Origin of the sequence: Burkholderia sp. E168m22 (assembly GCF_001319805.1) — a bacterium.
GTDB lineage: Bacteria > Pseudomonadota > Gammaproteobacteria > Burkholderiales > Burkholderiaceae > Burkholderia > Burkholderia orbicola.
Genome location: NZ_BBSK01000006.1, coordinates 1 through 17,706, shown reverse-complemented (window position 1 = coordinate 17,706; position 17,706 = coordinate 1). Strand labels below are relative to the sequence as shown.

Here is a 17,706-nt window from a genome sequence, read left to right as displayed (position 1 = left end):
CGCATGGGTGCGCGCGAAAACGCGCGAACGCTCAGTGCAGGATCTTCGCGAGGAAGTCCTTCGCGCGGTCCGATTTCGGATTCGAGAAGAAATCGTCCTTGCGGTCGTCCTCGACGATCGCGCCCTTGTCCATGAAGATCACGCGATGCGCGACCTTCTTCGCGAAGCCCATCTCGTGCGTGACGACCATCATCGTCATCCCTTCCTGCGCGAGTTCGACCATCACGTCGAGCACTTCGTTGATCATCTCGGGATCGAGCGCGGACGTCGGCTCGTCGAACAGCATCGCGATCGGGTCCATCGACAGCGCGCGCGCGATCGCGACCCGCTGCTGCTGGCCGCCCGACAACTGGCCCGGAAACTTGTGCGCATGCGCCTTCAGGCCGACGCGATCGAGCAGCTTCATGCCCTTCTCGTTCGCCTCGTCCTTGCCGCGGCCGAGCACCTTGACCTGCGCGAGCGTCAGGTTTTCGGTGATCGACAGGTGCGGGAACAGCTCGAAATGCTGGAACACCATCCCGACCTTCGAGCGCAGCTTCGACAGGTTCGTCTTCTTGTCGCCGACCGACTGGCCGTTCACGAGGATCTCGCCCTGCTGGAACGGCTCCAGGCCGTTCACGGTCTTGATCAGCGTCGACTTGCCGGAGCCCGACGGGCCGCACACGACGACCACTTCGCCTTTCTTGACCTCGGTCGTGCATTCGGTGAGGACCTGAAACTGGCCGTACCACTTCGAAACGTTCTTGATGGAAATCATCTTGTGACCTTTTTCTGGAGACCCTTGACGAGAGCAGACGCCAACGAGCAAATCACGAAATAGCATGCGCCGGCGAACAGGACCATCTCGACGGTCGTGCCGTCGCGATCGCCGACGTTGGCGGCCGTGCGGAAGAAGTCCGCGAGACTGATCACGTACACGAGCGACGTATCCTGGAACAGGACGATCGCCTGCGTGAGCAGCAGCGGCACCATCGCGCGGAACGCCTGCGGCAGGATCACGAGGCGCATCGCCTGCGCGTAGTTCATGCCGAGCGCGAACGCGGCGTTCACCTGCCCGCGCGGCACCGCCTGGATGCCGGCGCGGATGATCTCGGAATAATACGCGGCTTCGAACAACGAGAACGCGACCATGGCCGACGCGAGGCGGATGTCGATCGTCGGCGACAGCCCGAGCACGCCCTGCAGCAACTGCGGCACGATCAGGAAGAACCACAGCAGCACCATCACGAGCGGGATCGAGCGGAACACCGTCACGTACGCTTTCGCGAACCATGCGAGCGGCTTCACGCCGGACAGCCGCAGCAGCGCCAGCAGCGTGCCCCAGACGATCCCGATCACGATCGCGATCAGCGTGATCTTGAACGTGACGACCGCCCCCGACCACAGCGTCGGCAGCGCGCCGGGAATACTACTCCAGTCGAACTGATGCATCACTTGCCTCCGATATAGCCGGGCAGCCGCGTGCGGCCTTCGATCCAGCGCATGAACGCCATCACGACGAGGTTGATCAGCACGTAGGCGAGCGTGACCGCGATGAACGACTCATAGGTCTGCGCGGTGTAGTCGACGAGCTGGCGCGCCTGTGCGGACAGGTCGAGCAGGCCGATCGTCGACGCGACGGCGGAGTTCTTGAAGATGTTCAGGAATTCCGACGTGAGCGGCGGCACGATGATCCGGTACGCGACGGGCAGCAGCACGTAGCGATACGTCTGCCATTGCGTGAAGCCCATCGCGAGGCCGGCCGCGCGCTGGCCCTTCGGCAGCGCGTTGATCCCCGAGCGCACCTGTTCGCACACGCGCGCGCCCGTGAACAGGCCGAGACAGACGATCGACGCGGTAAAGAACTGCGTGCCGGGCGGCAACTGCTTGATCCAGGTGCCGATCGACGCGGGCAGCAACTCGGGTATCACGAGATACCAGACGAAGAACTGCACGATCAGCGGGATGTTCCGGAAGATCGACACGTACACGGTGCCGATCGCGGCGAGCCACTTGTTCGGCACGGTGCGCAGCACGCCGAACAGCGACCCGACGATCAGCGCGATGACCCAGGCGACGAGCGACACTTCGATCGTCACCCAGAAGCCGGACATCAGCCATCCGAAATAAGTCGTCGGCTCGCCGGTCGACACGGGGCTCAGAAAGATGCCCCAGTTCCAGTGGTAAGACATGGGCAAGACTCCAGCAAAAAGAAACGGAAGAAGCGTGGCCTCTTCCGTCTCATTAGCGTCATTTCTGCATCAACGGCCGTGTGGTCAGTCGAGCGCCTTGTCGTTCGGGTTCGCGTACAGCTTCTTCATCGAATCGGACAGCGGGAAGTTCAGGTTCAGCCCCTTCGGCGGAATCGGGTTCTCGAACCACTTCGCGTAAATCTTCGCGGCTTCGCCCGACTTCTCGACTTGCGAGATCGCGTCGTCGACGACCTTCTTGAAGTCGGCATCGCCCTTGCGCATCATGCAGCCGTAAGCCTCTTCCGATTGCGGCGTGCCGACGATCACCCACTCGCCCGGCTGCTTCGCCTTCGCGCGCTCGCCCGCGAGCAGCGCGTCGTCCATCATGAACGCGACCGCGCGGCCCGATTCCAGCGTGTTGAACGAATCGCCGTGATCCTTCGCGCTGATGATATTCATGCCGAGCTGCTTGTCGTTGTTCATCTTGCGCAGCAGGCGCTCAGACGTCGTGCCGGCGGTCGTCACGACCGTCTTGCCCTTCAGGTCGGCGAAATCCTTGACGCCCGAATCCTTCTTCGTCATCAGGCGCGTGCCGATCACGAAGATCGTGTCGGAGAACGCGGCTTGCTGCTGACGCTCGAGGTTGTTGGTCGTCGAGCCGCACTCGATGTCGACCGTGCCGTTCTGCACGAGCGGAATACGGTTCTGCGACGTGACGGGGATGTTCTTCACCTGCAGGTTCGGCAGGTTCAGCTTCTTCTTCACCGCGTCCACGATCTTCAGCTGGAACTCGCGCGAATAGCCGACCACCTGCTGGTTCTGGTCGTAGTAGGAGAACGGAATCGACGATTCGCGGTGGCCCAGCGCGATCACGCCCGTGTCCTTGATCTTCTTCAGCGTGCCAGTCTCCTGAGCGTACGCGCCGCTTGCGAACGCGCACAGCGCCGCGGCCATCAGGACTGCCTTGTGGTATTTCATTTTGGTCATCTCCTTGGCTAAAACCCGCGCCAGTGTATCAAAGTAATATTTTTGAAAGTACTGGTTGTTTACCGCACTACGAATCGCCCTGTGCGAAGCCTTCCTCCCGGCTCCGGGCGCTCCAGATGCGCGCGCGGGCGGTGCCGGATTCGGCACCGCCCGCGCGGGTTCATATCCACAATCGGGTGGATTGCGTCATGAATCGATCATGGTCGTCGATCGGGGACGCCCGGTTAGGGACGCCCGGTCGGGGACGCCCGATCAGGGGTAGAGGCCGCGCATTTCGCGCGCCATCAGGATGCGCTTGCACGCGACGATGAACGCCGCCGTACGCACCGTCACCTTGTGCTCTTCCGCGACCGCCCACACGCCGGCGAACGCTTCGCGCATCACGCGCTCGAGACGATGGTTGATCTCGTCTTCCGTCCAGAAGAAGCTCGAGAAATCCTGCACCCACTCGAAGTACGACACGGTCACGCCACCCGCGTTCGCGATCACGTCGGGGATCACGAGCACGCCGTTCGCGCTCAGAATGTCGTCCGCCGCCGTCGTCGTCGGGCCGTTCGCGCCTTCGACGATGATCTTCGTGCGGATCTTCGCCGCGTTCTTCTCGGTGATCTGGTTTTCCAGCGCCGCCGGGATCAGGATGTCGGTCTCGACCGTCCAGAACTCGTCGTTCGGCATCGGTTCCGCGCCTTCGAAGCCCGCGACGCCGCCGGTGCGGGCGACGTGGTCGAGCAGCTTGTTCGAATCGAGGCCGGCCGGCTGGTAGATCGTGCCCGTGTGATCCTGCACCGCGATCACCTTCGCGCCCGCTTCCTGGAACAGCTTCGCCGCGATGCCGCCGACGTTGCCGAAACCTTGCACCGCGATACGTGCGCCTTCGATTTCCAGGCCCTTCTTCTTCGCCGCTTCGGAGCCGACGACGAACACGCCGCGGCCCGTTGCTTCCTTGCGGCCGAGCGAACCGCCGAGCGCGATCGGCTTGCCGGTCACGACGCCGGTCGACGTCTGGCCCTGGTTCATCGAGTACGTGTCCATCATCCACGCCATCACCTGTTCGTTGGTGTTGACGTCCGGCGCCGGGATGTCCGTGTTCGGGCCGATGATGATGCCGATTTCGCTGGTGTAGCGGCGCGTCACGCGTTCGAGCTCACCACGCGACAGCTTGCGCGGGTCGACGCGGATGCCGCCCTTCGCGCCGCCGTACGGCACGTTCACGGCCGCGTTCTTCACCGACATCCATGCCGACAGCGCCATCACTTCCGACAGCGTCACGTCCTGGTGGTAGCGCACGCCGCCCTTGCCCGGACCGCGCGACACGTTGTGCTGCACGCGATAGCCTTCGAAGTGCGCGACGGTGCCGTTGTCGAGCTCGATCGGGCAGTCGACGATCAGGATGCGCTTCGGACGCTTCAGCGTTTCGAGCCAGCGCGACAGCGAACCGAGGTACGGCGCGACGCGATCGACCTGCTGAAGGTAGTTGCCCCACGGGCCGAGATCGTCGGCGTGCAGGTAGGACGGGATGGACTGCTGTTGCGAAGACATGGAAGCTCCAACGTTCAACGGATTGCGCACATTGTCGAAAAAGCCGTTTTTTTTATCCAATGCCGTTTGTTTATTCGATTATGCGTTTCTTGCATGATCGCGATTTTTCGCAAATCCGCGGTCGATTTGCGCAAGAACGCCCGCGATCGGCCGTGCATCGCGTTCGTGAAAAACCGGATTGGATTGGCGCGAGCCGGCGACGGGACAGCCGTTCGGCAGGCGCTGCAGGGGGCGCCGTCAGCCGGCCGAGCCGATCGGCCGGATTAACCGTCGGCGGTTATCCGGCGATCAAGCGGCGGCGTCGCCGGTCGTGTCGCGCAGTTCGTCGCGCACGACGTCCCACAGCGCCCGCACGAGCTTCTGCCGCGGATCGTCGCCCTGCAGCGCGAGCTTGTCGCAGTACAGCCTGATCTCCATCGTCAGCGTGAACGGATGCGCGCCGCCGCGCGCCGACCGGTCGAGCCGGATCAGCCGGCCGCCCGCGACCGCATCGTCGACCGCGCTGTGCGGCAGGAACGCGACGCCGTGGCCCGCGAGCGCCATCGCCTTCAGCCCCTCGGCCATGTCGGTTTCGTAGACGCGATCGAGAAACAGCCGCGTCGGCGCGTTCGCGATGATGACTTCGGTCATCCGGCCGAGATACGCGTTCGGCGTATACGACAGGTACGGCACGCGCGCGTCGGCCGCGCCCGGCAGCGTATGGCGCGGCCGGCCCGCGCGGCCGGGCGCCGAGAACGGGCTGATCGGCTCGCTGCCGAGGATCAGCATGTCGTAGCGGGCCGGGTCGAGCGCGACCGGATGGCTCGGGTGGTGATAGCCCATCACGAGGTCGCAGCCGCCCTCGACCAGCGACAGCACCGCGTCGTGCACGTTCAGCGCGCGCAGCCGCGTGTGGACCTGGCCCATCTTCGCCTCGATCCGCTCGAGCCAGCGCGGGAAATACGTGAGCGACAGCGTGTGCGGCACCGCGAATTCGATCGTCGGCACCGGCGCGCCGACGTGGCCGCGCAGCAGCGTGCGCGCCTCGTGCGCCTGCGACAGCATCGTCAGCGCCTGCTCGTAGAAGATCTGCCCGGCCTGCGTGAGCCGCGTCGGATAGACCGAACGATCGATCAGCTCGGTCGCGAGCCACGCCTCGAGCGCCTGGATGCGCCGCGAAAACGCCGGCTGCGACACGTGCCGCAGCTCGGCGGACCGGCTAAAGCTGCGCGTCTCCGCGAGCGAGACGAAGTCTTCGAGCCATTTCAGTTCCATGCAGGCGGGCGCGGCGGGCGGCGGTCGGGAAGAAGCCTGCATTCTACCGGCGGGCGGCCCCGGCCGGCGGCGTCGAACGCGGCCCGGCAAGCCGGCGCGGGCCCCCGCCGGCACGCCATTCGCGCGCCGCCCCGGTGCCGCCCGAACCGCGCGCGCCCGCGGCAGCCACGGCCGGACCGGTTCGGCCGGGATCGACGCGCGCCGATGGTAAAATGCCGGATTCTCCTCCCCTCGTTCGCCCCGGCCCCAAAAGGCCCTGCCCGATCATGTCCGACACTCGTCCCGATACGCTTTTCGCCCTCACCGCGCTCTCGCCCATCGACGGCCGCTACGCCAGCAAGACCGAAGCGCTGCGCGACTGGCTCTCCGAAGCCGCCTTCATGCGCCACCGCGTCACCGTGGAGGTGCACTGGCTGATCGCGCTGTCGCGCGCCGGCTTCGCGGAAGTCCCGCGCTTCTCGGAAGCCTCCGAGCAGTTCCTGCTGCAGCTCGCCGAGCGCTTCACCGCGCACGACGCCGCGCGCATCAAGGAAATCGAGCGCGTGACGAACCACGACGTGAAGGCCGTCGAATACTGGCTGAAGGAATCGGTGAAGGGCCAGGCCGAACTCGAGAAGGCGAGCGAATTCATCCACTTCGCGTGCACGTCCGAGGACATCAACAACACGTCGCACGGCATGATGCTCGCCGGCGCGCGCGAACACGTGATCCTGCCGGCGCTGCGCACGGTCTACCAGCGCCTCGTCGCACTCGCGCACGCGCACGCCGAGCAGCCGATGCTGTCCCGCACGCACGGCCAGCCGGCCAGCCCGACGACGCTCGGCAAGGAACTCGCGAACGTCGCCGCGCGTCTCGCCCGTGCGATCACGCGCATCGAGAAGGTCGAGATCCTCGGCAAGATGAACGGCGCGGTCGGCAACTTCAACGCGCATTTCTCGGCGTATCCGGAATTCGACTGGGAAGCGTTCTCGCGCGACGTGATCGAGAACCGCCTGAAGCTCACGTTCAACCCGTACACGATCCAGATCGAGCCGCACGACTACATGGCCGAACTGTTCGACGCTGTGGCGCGCGCGAACACGATCCTGCTCGACCTCGACCGCGACGTGTGGGGCTACATCTCGGTCGGCTACTTCAAGCAGAAGACGAAGGCCGGCGAAATCGGCTCGTCGACGATGCCGCACAAGGTCAACCCGATCGACTTCGAGAACTCGGAAGGCAACCTCGGCCTCGCGAACGCGACGCTGCGCCACCTCGCCGACAAGCTGCCGGTGTCGCGCTGGCAGCGCGACCTGACCGACTCGACGGTGCTGCGCAACATGGGCGTCGCGCTCGGCTACTCGCTGCTCGCGTACGACTCGCTGATCCGCGGTCTCGACAAGCTCGAAGTGAATCCGCAGCGCCTGAACGAAGACCTCGACAACTGCTGGGAAGTGCTCGCCGAGCCGGTGCAGACGGTGATGCGCCGCTACGGCATCGAGAACCCGTACGAGCAGCTGAAGGAACTGACGCGCGGCAAGGGCATCACGCGCGAAGCACTGCAGGAATTCGTCGGCACGCTGGCGATCCCGCAGGATGCGAAGGACCGCCTGCTCGCGATGACGCCGGCGTCGTACATCGGCAAGGCCGTCGAACTCGCGAAGCGGATCGCGTAAGCGCCGCCGTCGCCTGACGAAAAAAGCCCGATGCGAAGCGATTCGCATCGGGCTTTTTGTTGCCTGCCGCGGCCGATCAGAACGAGATCATCCGCCCCGGGTTCAGCGCGCTCATCACGCTCATCGCTGCCTTCGCGGCCGGAATCGCGATCGGCGACAACTGCCGGCCGAGCGGAATCGCGCGGTGATCGATGCCCGTGAGCATCGAGAAATCGTCGTTGCGGCCGACGAAATCGTCGCAAATCGCCTTGCCGATCCGCACCGTCTGCGCGACGCCGTGCCCGCTCCAGCCCTGCACCATGTACATCGGCACGCGGCCGTCGGTCTTGCGGCTGTCGGTGGCGCCGTTCAGCGTGAAATCGCTGACGCCGCTCCAGCAGTAATCGAGCGCGAAGCGGCCGTCGTGCTGCGGAAACACCGTGTTCAGTCGCGTCAGCAGATACGCGTTGACGTCGGGCTGCGCCCAGCAGCTGCCAGTGCCCTGCCCGCCGAACAGCAGGCGGTTGCCGCGCACCGGCCGGTAGTAGTCGATCTGGAACTGCGTGTCGTACACCGGCATGCCGGCCGGCAGCAGCGTCGCGACGTCGACGTCGAGCGGCGCCGTCACGCTCACGTACGTGAAGAACGGCACCGTGGTCGCCGCGCCGTCGTCGAGCAGCCGGAACGTCGTGTTGTGCAGCGCGAGCACCACCCCCTTGCGCGCGGTGATGGTGCCGCCCGGCGTCGTCGCGACGACGCCGGCGGGCGTCTCGTCGAGCTCAAGCACTTCGGTGCCTTCGAACAGCGCGCCGCCGTTCAGCCGGAAGCCGTGCACGAGGCCGCGCACCAGCGCGAGCGGGTGAATCTGGCCGCCGATCGCGTCGATCGCCGCGCCGTGATACAGCCCCGAGCGCACGTATTCGTCGTGCAGCTGATGGCGGCCGACGAGGGTCACGCCCGCGTCGCCGAGATGGCGGCGCGCATCCGCGCCGTCGAGCAGCGCGCTCATGTGGCCGGGGTGAATCGCCGCCGTCACGTGGCCGCGCTTGCGGTCGAGATCAAGCGCGTAACGCGCGCCGATCCCGTCGATCAGATCCATCGACTCGGCCGACGCGAAGCGCCACAGCCGCTTCGCATCGTCGTGCGACAGGTTCTCGATCATGTCGGCCGCTTCCCAGCGCGCGAGGCCGGGCGTCAGTTGCCCGCCGTTGCGGCCCGACGCGGCCGAGCCGACGTGATGCTTGTCGACGAGGATCGTGTCGACGCCGGCTTCCGCCAGATGCAGCGCGGCCGATGCGCCGAGCAACCCGGCACCAATCACGAGCACGTCGCACACGATGTCGTGCGCGAGCGGCGCGCTGTTTTCATGGGGCGACAGCGACGCCTCGTACCAGTTGGCCGGATGCTCGCCGTCGTAGCGAGCCGGATCGCACCAGTTCCAGTTGTCTTTTTCGATGTTCAGTTGCGTTTGCTCGAAACGCGCTTCGCCCCGGATCAGGGGGGTGTTGTTGGAAGTCATGATTGCACTTGCATGGTCTTGGGCCGCCTGTCGAAGAGCCTGTTGGCTTCGCGGGCGGGGGCAGCCGGTTCCACATGGGTGTCAACGAGAAAGGGGGCAAGAAGGCCCGTGTTGACGGGAGGCACGCTCGTGCCGCCTGGATCCCGGACTGTGCGAACGCACGTATTGAAAGGTGCCGGGACACCCAATTTCTACACCGCAGAAATAATTCTACAGTGTAGAATAAGCTTTCGTCAAGTTTACAGCCGGTACGGTACCGGCCTGCCAGCCTGCCTCGATGAAAGACAAACCCGCCCAAGGGCCGCGCGGCCTCGACAAGGACGCGATCGTCGCGGCCGCGCTCGCGCTGCTCGAAGACGTCGGCGAAGCCGCGTTCAGCGTGCGCAAGCTCGCGCAATCGGTCGGCTGCGACCCGATGAGCGTGCTGTATCACTTCAAGTCGAAGGAAGGCCTGAGCCGCGCGATCGCGAATGCACTGTCGCGCTCGCTCGTGCCGGTCGAGCCTTCACTGCCGTGGCGCGAACGGCTGCGCGACCTCGCGCGCCAGTACCGCACGCTCGCGCTGCGCTATCCCGCCGCGTTCGCACTGCTGCAGCGGCACATGAGCACGGGGCCGGCCGATCTCGCGCACATCGAGGTCGTGCATCGCGCGCTGACCGATGCCGGCATCCCGCGCGCGGCGCTGCCGTCGGTATGCGTCGGCTGGTACGCGAGCGTGATCGGGCTCGCCGCCGCCGAAGCGGGCGGCCTCACGCGCGCCGCGAACGACGTCGAGCTCGCGGAAATGCACGCGCTGTCCGACGCCGCGCATCCGCTCGTCAAGTCGGCCGCCCCGCTCTATGCGCAGCTCGATCCGGCCGTCGTGCACGACACGATGCTCGACGTGCTGCTCGACGGCATCGCGCAACGCGCACGCACGGCCTGACCGGCTCGCGCATCGCCAACGAAAAAGGCGCCCGAAGGCGCCTTTTCATGACGATGACCGCGAACCGCGCTCAGTGCTGCTGCGCGTGGCCGATCTTCAGCATGACCTGATCGACGATCTGCTCGGGCGTCAGCTCGATGCTGACCTCGATCGCCTCGTCCGGGCCCGGCTCCTCGAGCGTGTCCAGCTGGCTCTTCAGCAGCGACGGATCGAAGAAATGGCCGGTGCGGCTTTTCAGACGCTCCTGCAACACCTCGAACGAACCCTTCAGATAGACGAACCGCACGTCGGTGTCGGTGCCGCGCAGCACGTCGCGGTACGACCGCTTCAGCGACGAGCACGTGAACACGGCGGTTTCGCCGGCGCGCTGCTTTTCCTCGATGGCCGCGCGAATCGTGCGCAGCCACGGCCAGCGGTCTTCATCGGTTAGCGGAATGCCGTGGTGCATCTTTTCCTTGTTCGCCGCGCTGTGAAACGCGTCGCCATCGGTATAGCTGCACGACAGGCGTTCCGCCAGCATTTCGCCGATCAGCGACTTGCCCGCGCCCGACACGCCCATTGCGATCAGAATCATTGACTACCCCTTGTTACAGAACCACGCTCAGCAACAGCGTAAAACTCAGACCGAGCACCGAGATGATGGTTTCAAGCAGCGACCAGGTCTTGAACGTCTGGCCCACCGTCATCCCGAAATATTCCTTGATCAGCCAGAAGCCGCCGTCGTTCACGTGCGAGAAGATCAGCGAGCCCGACCCCGTCGCCAGCACGAGCAGCTCCGGCCGGACCGACGCGCCCGACGCCGCCGCGATCGGCGCGACGATACCGCAGGCCGTCGTCATCGCGACCGTCGCCGAACCCGTCGCGAGACGCATCAGCGCCGCGACGAACCAGCCGAGCAGCAGCGGCGACAGGTGCGCGTGCTTCGCGGTCTCGACGATCTGCTGCGAGATCCCGCTGTCGCGCAGGACGCCGCCGAAGCCGCCACCCGCGCCGACGATCAGCGTGATGCCGGCGATCGGCGCCAGGCACTCGCCGCAGAACTTCTGGATCTGGTCGCGGTTGAAGCCCTGCTTCGCGCCGAAGGTCCAGAAGCTCACGAGCACGGCGATCAGCAGCGCGACGTCCGAGTTACCGGCAAAGCGCAGCAGGTTGTTCGGCAGCGACTTCGGCGTGAACACCAGGTCGGCCCAGCTGCCGACGAGCATCAGCACGACGGGCAGCAAGATCGTGAACAGCGTGATGCCGAAGCTCGGCAGTTCGCGCTTGCCGCCGTCCGTACGCGAATCGACGAATTGCGACGCGAGCGGGTTGTTTTCCGGCAGCTTCACGAACTTCGAGATCATCAGCGCGAACAGCGGGCCCGCGATGATCGCGGTCGGCACGCCGACGACCAGGCCGAAGGCGATCGTCTTGCCGATATCGGCGCCGTATTGCTGGACGGCCAGCAGCGCGGCCGGGTGCGGCGGGATCAGCCCGTGCACGACCGACAGGCCGGCCACCATCGGCAGGCCGACGACGAGCAGCGACTTGCCGGTGCGCTTCGCGACGTTGAACGCGATCGGGATCAGCAGCACGAAGCCGACTTCGAAGAACACCGGCAGGCCGACGATGATCGCGACGAACATCATCGCCCAGTGGATGTTCTTTTCACCGAACCAGTCGATCAGCGTGGTCGCGATCCGTTCGGCGCCGCCCGATTCGGCCATCATCTTGCCGAGCATCGTGCCGAGGCCGACGACGATCGCGATGTGGCCGAGCGTTCCGCCGGTGCCCGTTTCGAACGACTTGACGATCTTGTCCATCGGCATGCCGACGACGAGACCGAGGCCGAGCGAGACGATGATCAGCACCAGGAACGGGTAGATCTTGTAGCGCGCGATCATCAGGATCAGCGCGGCAATCGCGATCAGCGTGAATACGAGCAGCATGCTGCCTTGGACGGCCCCCATGTGGCACTCCTCCTAGAATTGTTCGAACCGGGCGAGTCGTTGCGAGTATGCCCGGCTATGCGGGTCTCCGAAACACGGGGGTACCCCCCGTCAGGACGCTGAATTTTACTTATCTTTGCGATCCGCGGATAGAACCGGTTCCATCAGCAAAAACCCTCGGTAAAACAAGCACTAACGCTTGCTTTCCGAGGGCTGAACCGTCATCTGGTACAAGCCTTAACGGGGCAACTGGCTCGCTGCTTGCGCGAGGCGCGTGACTTCGGCCCAGTCCTGCGCGGCGAGCGCGGCCTTGGGCGTGAGCCACGAACCGCCGACGCACACGACGTTCGGCAGTTTCAGGAAGTTCGGCGCGGTATCGACCGTGATGCCGCCGGTCGGGCAGAACTTCAGCGCCGGGAACGGGCCATGGAACGCCTGCAGCATCGGCACGCCGCCCGCCTGCTGCGCGGGGAAGAACTTCACGATGTCGTAGCCGAATTCGAGCGCCTGGATGATGTCGCTCGGCGTCATCACGCCCGGCAGCAGCGGCAGGCCCGCGTCGAGCGACGCGAGGTACAGTTCCTTCGTCAGGCCCGGCGACACGCCGAACTTCGCGCCGGCACGCTTGGCCTGCGCGCAGTGCTCGGGCTTCGTGATCGTGCCGACGCCGACGACGATGTCGTCCGCGAGCTGGCTCGCGCGCTGGATCGCTTCCAGCCCGGCCGGCGTGCGCAGCGTGATCTCGAGCACCTTCACGCCGCCCGCGTGCAATGCACGCGACACGTTTTCGCCCTGCTCGACCGAGTCGAATGCGAGCACCGGAATGACCGGGCCCAGCTTCACGATTTCAGCAATCGTCTTCATTGAATTGGCTCCTTGAAATTCATGCGGCGACGCTGGCGGCCGTTTCGCCGACCAGCGTCCCGAAAACCGATGCGCCCTGCTCGGCCGGTGCGGCCGCCGCGCGGAACACGCCGAACAGTTCGCGCCCGAAACCGACTTCGTTCTCGGCCTGGTGCCGCGGCTGCGCGACCGGGCGCGCGTGCCACTCGGCGTCGTCAACCTCGATGTCGAGCACGCCGGCCTCGGCGTCGATCACGAGCACGTCGCCCGTCTTCACCTTGCCGATCGGGCCGGCCAGCAGCGCCTCCGGCGACACGTGGATCACGGCCGGCACCTTGCCCGATGCGCCCGACATGCGGCCGTCGGTCACCAGCGCGACGTGGAAGCCCTGATCCTGCAGCACGCCGAGCAGCGGCGTCAAACGGTGCAGCTCGGGCATGCCGTTCGCGCGCGCGCCCTGGAAGCGCACCACCGCGACGAAATCGCGCTTCAGCTCGCCGCGATCGAACGCTTCCTGCATGGCTTCCTGCGAGTCGAACACGATCGCGGGTGCCGTCACCTTGCGGTGCTCGGGCGCGACCGCCGAGATCTTGATCACGCCGCGGCCGAGCCGGCCCTGCATCAGGCGCAGGCCGCCGTCCGGCTGGAACGGCTCGCGAATGCCGCGCAGCACCTTCGTGTCGTGGCTCTCGGCCGCGCCGTCGACCCACGTCAGCTTGCCGTCGATCAGCTTCGGCTCCTTCGTGTAGTGCGCAAGCCCCTTGCCTGCGACCGTCGTCACGTCCTCGTGCAGCAGCCCGCCTTCGAGCAGGTTGCGTACCAGGAACGCGACACCGCCCGCCGCGTGGAAATGGTTCACGTCGGCCTTGCCGTTCGGATAGATCTTCGCGAGCAGCGGCACGACGGCCGACAGCTCGTCGAAGTCGTTCCAGTCGATCAGGATGCCGGCCGCGCGCGCGATCGCGACCAAGTGCAGCGTGTGGTTGGTCGAGCCGCCCGTCGCGAGCAGCGCAACGATGCCGTTGACGATTGCCTTTTCGTCGATCACATGGCCGATCGGCGTGTAGTGGCCGCGCTCGACGGTCAGGTCGAGCACGCGGCGCGCGGCTTCGGCCGTCAGCGCGGTGCGCAGCGGCGTATGCGGATGAACGAAGGCCGAGCCCGGCAGGTGCAGCCCCATCAGCTCCATCAGCATCTGGTTGCTGTTCGCGGTGCCGTAGAACGTGCAGGTGCCGTGGCCATGATATGCGGCCGATTCGGCTTCGAGCAGCGCGTCGCGGCCGACCTGGCCGGTCGCGAACTGCTGGCGGATCTTCGCCTTGTCGTCGTTCGACAGGCCGCTCGTCATCGGGCCGGCCGGCACGAAGATCGTCGGCAGGTGGCCGAACTGCAGCGCGCCGATCAGCAGACCCGGCACGATCTTGTCGCAGATGCCGAGGCAGAGCGCCGCGTCGAACATGTTGTGCGTGAGCGCGATCGCCGTACCCATCGCGATCGCCTCGCGCGAGAACAGCGACAGCTCCATCCCCGGGTTGCCCTGCGTGACGCCGTCGCACATCGCCGGCACGCCGCCCGCGAACTGCGCGACCCCGCCGTTCTCGCGCGCGGCCGCCTTGATGATCTCGGGGAAATCCTTGTACGGCGCGTGCGCGGACAGCATCTCGTTGTACGAGGACACGATGCCGATGTTCGGCTCGCGAATCGCCTTGATCGCGAACTTGTCGTTGCCCTCGAGGCCCGCGAAGCCGTGCGCGAGGTTCGCGCACGACAGCGCGCCGCGTGCCGGGAACTTGCCTTGCGCGCCGTCGATGCGCTGCAGATAGGCGGAACGGGTCGATTGGCTGCGGGCGATCACGCGTTCGGTGACCTTCGCCAGGGTGGGGTGCAGCGACGTCATGCTGGGCGCTCCTGTATGCCGGCCGACACCGGCGGTTGGAATCGTAGGGACGGTCGAGCTTCGTCGATCGAACGAAGGCAGTCTAGTAGAAAAACTACAAGCACGCAATGCTGATTAGCACGCCCGCAACCACCATTCCCGCCACCAGCAAGGCTTTAATCAGTGAAAACCCTAATTCGCGTCGTTAGCCTCGCATCGAAACCATCGCGATTACGCTAGTATTTTCATGTAGATTTTCTACAATTCGATTGCGATACACTCCCGCATCCGAACCCGATTTCCACGTGCCGTCCCATGCTGCCCCGCATTGAAGCGATCCGCGCCGAGTTGCGCCCGTCCGAGCGCAAGCTCGCCGACTACATCCTCGCCGCGCCGCGCGAGGTGCTCGACCTCGCGATGACCGAGCTGTCGATGCGCGCCGGCGTCAGCCAGCCGACCATCGCGCGCTTCTGCCAGGCGCTCGGCTGCAGCGGCTTTCGCGAATTCAAGATCCGGCTCGCGCAGAGCGTCGCGCCGGGCGTGTCGTCGGTGTACCGCGACGTCGAGCCGAACGAACCGGCGCCCGGCATCATCGGCAAGGTGTTCGACCGCACGATCGGCGCGCTGATCGAAGTACGCAACAGCCTGTCCGCCGGCAGCGTCGCCGACGCGATCGCGCTGCTGTCGAACGCGTCGCGCATCGAGTTCTACGGCGCCGGCGGCTCGGGCATCGCCGCGCAGGACATCCAGCACAAGTTCTTCCGGCTCGGCGTGCCGAGCGTCGCGTATTCGGACCCGCATACGTTCTCGATGTCGTCGGCGCTGCTCGGGCCGCACGACGTCGTCGTCGCGATCTCGAACACCGGCCGCACGCGCGACATCGTCGACGCCGCGCGCTCCGCGCTCGCGTGCGGCGCGAAAGTCGTCGCGATCACGCAGAGCCATTCGCCGCTCGCGAAGCTCGCGACGGTCAGCCTCGCGTCGAACGTCGCCGAGGAAACGGACGTGTTCTCGCCGATGACGTCGCGGATGTCGCATCTCGCGATCGGCGACATCCTCGCGGTCGGCGTCGCGCTGTCGCGCGGGCCGGCGCTGATGGAGCGCGTCGGCCGCGCGAAGGAAGCGATCACGCGCAGGCGGATCGACGATCCGACGAAGGAGTAGCGGTCGCGGAACGCCGCGCGTAAACGAACGACGGCGCCCCGAGGGGCGCCGTTGCGCATGATTCGACGGCGACGGTTTCGCCGGCCGCGCCGCTCAGAACGGCTTGATCACCACCAGCGCGACCGCCGCGAGCATGCCGAGCACCGGCAGTTCGTTGAACACGCGATACCACTTGTCGGTGCGGCGGTTCTCGCCGCGCTCGAACACCCGCAGCAGGTGCCCGCAATACGCGTGATAGATGATCAGCAGCACCACCACCGTCACCTTCGCGTGAATCCAGCCCTGCCCCTGGCCGATGCCGATCACGAGCCACAGCCACAGCCCGCACGCGAGCGCGGGCACCGCGATCATCGTCATGAAGCGGAACAGCTTGCGCGCCATCAGCAGCAGGCGCCGCACCGCGGCCGGATCGGTCTCCATGGCCAGGTTCACGTAGATGCGCGGCAGGTAGAAGAGCCCCGCGAACCACGCGGCGATCAGAACGACATGGAACGTCTTGACCCAGAGCATTGCCATCGGTTGTGCGCCTCGCTGTTGACTTACTGACGGCCTTCGCCGTGCCCGAGCACCACGTACTTCAGCGACGTGAGCCCTTCCAGGCCGACCGGGCCGCGTGCGTGCAGCTTGTCGTTCGAGATGCCGATTTCGGCGCCGAGGCCGAATTCGAAGCCGTCCGCGAAACGCGTCGACGCATTGACCATCACGCTCGCCGAATCGACTTCGCGCAGGAACCGCATCGCGCGGTCGTGATCCTCGGTGACGATCGCATCCGTGTGATGCGAGCCGTAATGGTTGATGTGCTCGATCGCGGCGTCGAGGCCGTCGACGACCTTGATCGCGAGCACCGGCGCCAGATATTCGGTATGCCAGTCTTCTTCGGTCGCGTCGACGAGCGGGCCGACGCCCGCATCTGCGAGCACCGCGCGCGCGGCCGCGTCGACGCGCAGCTCGACCTGCTTGTCGCGATACAGCTTGCCGAGCGGCGGCAGCAGCTTCGCGGCGATGCCGCTCGCGACGAGCAGCGTCTCCATCGTGTTGCAGGTGCCGTAGCGGTGCGTCTTCGCGTTGTCGCAGACGGTCAGCGCCTTGTCGAGATCGGCGCGATCGTCGACGTACACGTGGCAGATGCCGTCGAGGTGCTTGATCATCGGCACGCGCGCCTCGTTGATCAGCCGTTCGATCAGGCTCTTGCCGCCGCGCGGCACGATCACGTCGACGTATTCGGTCATCGTGATCAGCTTGCCGACCGCCGCGCGATCGGCCGTCGCGACGACCTGCACCGCGTCCTGCGGCAGGCCTGCCGCCTCGAGCCCTTCGCCGATCAGCTTCGCGAGCGCCGCGTTCGATTCGAGCGCCTCGGAGCCGCCGCGCAGGATCGTCGCGTTGCCGGACTTCAGGCACAGCGCAGCCGCGTCGATCGTCACGTTCGGGCGCGACTCGTAGATGATGCCGATCACGCCGAGCGGCACGCGCATCTGGCCGACCTGGATTCCGCTCGGGCGGAACTTGAGGTTGCCGATCTCGCCGATCGGATCGGCCAGCGACGCGACCTGGCGCAGCCCTTCGACCATCGTCTTCAGCGCCTTGTCCGACAGCGTCAGGCGGTCGACGAACGCCGCATCGAGCCCCTTTTCACGGGCACGGGCGACGTCGCGCGCATTCGCGTCCTTCAGCGCCTGCGCATCGCGTTCGATCGCGCGGGCCACGGCGTCGAGCGCCGCGTTCTTCGCGGCCGTGCTGGCGCGCGCCATCGCGCGGGAAGCGTGCCGGGCGCGACGGCCCAGGTCGGTCATGTACTGATCGATATCCATCGTGTGACTCGAGAAGCGAGCCGCGCGGGGCGGCATGAATTCGTGGGGGAAGCGG

16 protein-coding genes are annotated in these 17,706 nt (G+C 66.0%); 3 read left to right on the top strand and 13 right to left on the bottom strand.

Annotated features, from left to right (window positions below; all coding sequences use genetic code 11):
- Positions 1-31 precede the first annotated feature (31 nt).
- The 6 genes from AP428_RS00640 to AP428_RS00615 form a co-directional block, all read right to left on the bottom strand.
- Positions 32-757, bottom strand: a complete 726-nt coding sequence (locus tag AP428_RS00640; protein ID WP_011544587.1) for an amino acid ABC transporter ATP-binding protein — start codon at positions 755-757, stop codon at positions 32-34.
- Positions 754-1,431 (bottom strand): glutamate/aspartate ABC transporter permease GltK, encoded by a 678-nt coding sequence (gene gltK, locus AP428_RS00635; RefSeq protein WP_011544586.1) that lies wholly within the window; start codon positions 1,429-1,431, stop codon positions 754-756. Before gltK ends, AP428_RS00640 begins: the two co-directional genes overlap by 4 nt.
- Positions 1,431-2,171: an amino acid ABC transporter permease gene (locus AP428_RS00630; protein WP_006476908.1), complete on the bottom strand. Its 741-nt coding sequence runs from the start codon at positions 2,169-2,171 to the stop codon at positions 1,431-1,433. The genes gltK and AP428_RS00630 overlap by 1 nt, the downstream gene beginning before the upstream one ends.
- An 84-nt stretch (positions 2,172-2,255) precedes the next feature.
- Positions 2,256-3,149, bottom strand: coding sequence for a glutamate/aspartate ABC transporter substrate-binding protein (locus tag AP428_RS00625; protein ID WP_011544585.1), 894 nt, complete (start codon positions 3,147-3,149; stop codon positions 2,256-2,258).
- Between the two features lie 261 nt (positions 3,150-3,410).
- Positions 3,411-4,697 carry a Glu/Leu/Phe/Val dehydrogenase gene (locus AP428_RS00620; RefSeq protein ID WP_027807464.1) on the bottom strand — a complete coding sequence of 429 codons (1,287 nt, stop codon included), beginning with the start codon at positions 4,695-4,697 and terminating at the stop codon, positions 3,411-3,413.
- 288 nt (positions 4,698-4,985) lie between these two features.
- On the bottom strand, positions 4,986-5,951 hold the full coding sequence (locus tag AP428_RS00615) for a LysR substrate-binding domain-containing protein (protein ID WP_011694145.1): 966 nt from the start codon (positions 5,949-5,951) through the stop codon (positions 4,986-4,988).
- A 266-nt stretch (positions 5,952-6,217) separates the two neighbouring features.
- Between AP428_RS00615 and purB the strand changes: the two genes are divergently transcribed.
- Positions 6,218-7,606, top strand: coding sequence for an adenylosuccinate lyase (gene purB / locus AP428_RS00610; protein WP_054927357.1), 1,389 nt, complete (start codon positions 6,218-6,220; stop codon positions 7,604-7,606).
- A gap of 76 nt (positions 7,607-7,682) precedes the next feature.
- On the opposite strand, the gene AP428_RS00605 is transcribed toward purB, so the two are convergent.
- The gene (locus tag AP428_RS00605) at positions 7,683-9,104 is read right to left on the bottom strand and encodes an FAD-binding oxidoreductase (protein ID WP_054927356.1); all 1,422 of its coding nucleotides are present in this window, start codon (positions 9,102-9,104) and stop codon (positions 7,683-7,685) included.
- A 277-nt stretch (positions 9,105-9,381) separates the two neighbouring features.
- Between AP428_RS00605 and AP428_RS00600 the strand changes: the two genes are divergently transcribed.
- Positions 9,382-10,029 (top strand): TetR/AcrR family transcriptional regulator, encoded by a 648-nt coding sequence (locus AP428_RS00600; protein WP_054927355.1) that lies wholly within the window; start codon positions 9,382-9,384, stop codon positions 10,027-10,029.
- 70 nt (positions 10,030-10,099) lie between these two features.
- Here AP428_RS00600 and AP428_RS00595 read toward each other — a convergent pair whose 3' ends face one another.
- The 4 genes from AP428_RS00595 to edd form a co-directional block, all read right to left on the bottom strand.
- A complete protein-coding gene (locus AP428_RS00595; RefSeq protein WP_012327893.1) occupies positions 10,100-10,603 on the bottom strand; it encodes a gluconokinase in 504 nt (167 codons plus the stop codon).
- A gap of 13 nt (positions 10,604-10,616) precedes the next feature.
- Positions 10,617-11,978, bottom strand: a complete 1,362-nt coding sequence (locus AP428_RS00590; protein WP_011544578.1) for a GntP family permease — start codon at positions 11,976-11,978, stop codon at positions 10,617-10,619.
- A gap of 216 nt (positions 11,979-12,194) precedes the next feature.
- Positions 12,195-12,821 (bottom strand): bifunctional 4-hydroxy-2-oxoglutarate aldolase/2-dehydro-3-deoxy-phosphogluconate aldolase, encoded by a 627-nt coding sequence (gene eda / locus AP428_RS00585; protein ID WP_054927354.1) that lies wholly within the window; start codon positions 12,819-12,821, stop codon positions 12,195-12,197.
- A 19-nt stretch (positions 12,822-12,840) separates the two neighbouring features.
- Positions 12,841-14,697, bottom strand: a complete 1,857-nt coding sequence (gene edd, locus AP428_RS00580; protein ID WP_054927353.1) for a phosphogluconate dehydratase — start codon at positions 14,695-14,697, stop codon at positions 12,841-12,843.
- 294 nt (positions 14,698-14,991) lie between these two features.
- Between edd and AP428_RS00575 the strand changes: the two genes are divergently transcribed.
- Entirely contained in the window at positions 14,992-15,840 is an 849-nt protein-coding gene (locus AP428_RS00575) for a MurR/RpiR family transcriptional regulator (protein ID WP_006476919.1), read from the top strand.
- A 93-nt stretch (positions 15,841-15,933) separates the two neighbouring features.
- On the opposite strand, the gene AP428_RS00570 is transcribed toward AP428_RS00575, so the two are convergent.
- Entirely contained in the window at positions 15,934-16,356 is a 423-nt protein-coding gene (locus AP428_RS00570; protein WP_006476920.1) for a CopD family protein, read from the bottom strand.
- A gap of 23 nt (positions 16,357-16,379) precedes the next feature.
- Positions 16,380-17,651 carry a glutamate-5-semialdehyde dehydrogenase gene (locus AP428_RS00565; RefSeq protein WP_053524952.1) on the bottom strand — a complete coding sequence of 424 codons (1,272 nt, stop codon included), beginning with the start codon at positions 17,649-17,651 and terminating at the stop codon, positions 16,380-16,382.
- Positions 17,652-17,706 lie beyond the last annotated feature (55 nt).

What these genes read in the sequence shown, in the direction of transcription:
- gltK (WP_011544586.1), bottom strand. Translation starts at nt 1,431, where the DNA reads ATGCATCAGTTCGACTGGAGTAGTATTCCCGGCGCGCTGCCGACGCTG.
- purB (WP_054927357.1), top strand. Translation starts at nt 6,218, where the DNA reads ATGTCCGACACTCGTCCCGATACGCTTTTCGCCCTCACCGCGCTCTCG.
- AP428_RS00590 (WP_011544578.1), bottom strand. Translation starts at nt 11,978, where the DNA reads ATGGGGGCCGTCCAAGGCAGCATGCTGCTCGTATTCACGCTGATCGCG.
- AP428_RS00620 (WP_027807464.1), bottom strand. Translation starts at nt 4,697, where the DNA reads ATGTCTTCGCAACAGCAGTCCATCCCGTCCTACCTGCACGCCGACGAT.
- AP428_RS00630 (WP_006476908.1), bottom strand. Translation starts at nt 2,171, where the DNA reads ATGTCTTACCACTGGAACTGGGGCATCTTTCTGAGCCCCGTGTCGACC.
- AP428_RS00625 (WP_011544585.1), bottom strand. Translation starts at nt 3,149, where the DNA reads ATGAAATACCACAAGGCAGTCCTGATGGCCGCGGCGCTGTGCGCGTTC.
- AP428_RS00615 (WP_011694145.1), bottom strand. Translation starts at nt 5,951, where the DNA reads ATGGAACTGAAATGGCTCGAAGACTTCGTCTCGCTCGCGGAGACGCGC.
- eda (WP_054927354.1), bottom strand. Translation starts at nt 12,821, where the DNA reads ATGAAGACGATTGCTGAAATCGTGAAGCTGGGCCCGGTCATTCCGGTG.
- AP428_RS00565 (WP_053524952.1), bottom strand. Translation starts at nt 17,651, where the DNA reads ATGGATATCGATCAGTACATGACCGACCTGGGCCGTCGCGCCCGGCAC.
- edd (WP_054927353.1), bottom strand. Translation starts at nt 14,697, where the DNA reads ATGACGTCGCTGCACCCCACCCTGGCGAAGGTCACCGAACGCGTGATC.
- AP428_RS00600 (WP_054927355.1), top strand. Translation starts at nt 9,382, where the DNA reads ATGAAAGACAAACCCGCCCAAGGGCCGCGCGGCCTCGACAAGGACGCG.
- AP428_RS00575 (WP_006476919.1), top strand. Translation starts at nt 14,992, where the DNA reads ATGCTGCCCCGCATTGAAGCGATCCGCGCCGAGTTGCGCCCGTCCGAG.
- AP428_RS00605 (WP_054927356.1), bottom strand. Translation starts at nt 9,104, where the DNA reads ATGACTTCCAACAACACCCCCCTGATCCGGGGCGAAGCGCGTTTCGAG.
- AP428_RS00595 (WP_012327893.1), bottom strand. Translation starts at nt 10,603, where the DNA reads ATGATTCTGATCGCAATGGGCGTGTCGGGCGCGGGCAAGTCGCTGATC.
- AP428_RS00640 (WP_011544587.1), bottom strand. Translation starts at nt 757, where the DNA reads ATGATTTCCATCAAGAACGTTTCGAAGTGGTACGGCCAGTTTCAGGTC.
- AP428_RS00570 (WP_006476920.1), bottom strand. Translation starts at nt 16,356, where the DNA reads ATGGCAATGCTCTGGGTCAAGACGTTCCATGTCGTTCTGATCGCCGCG.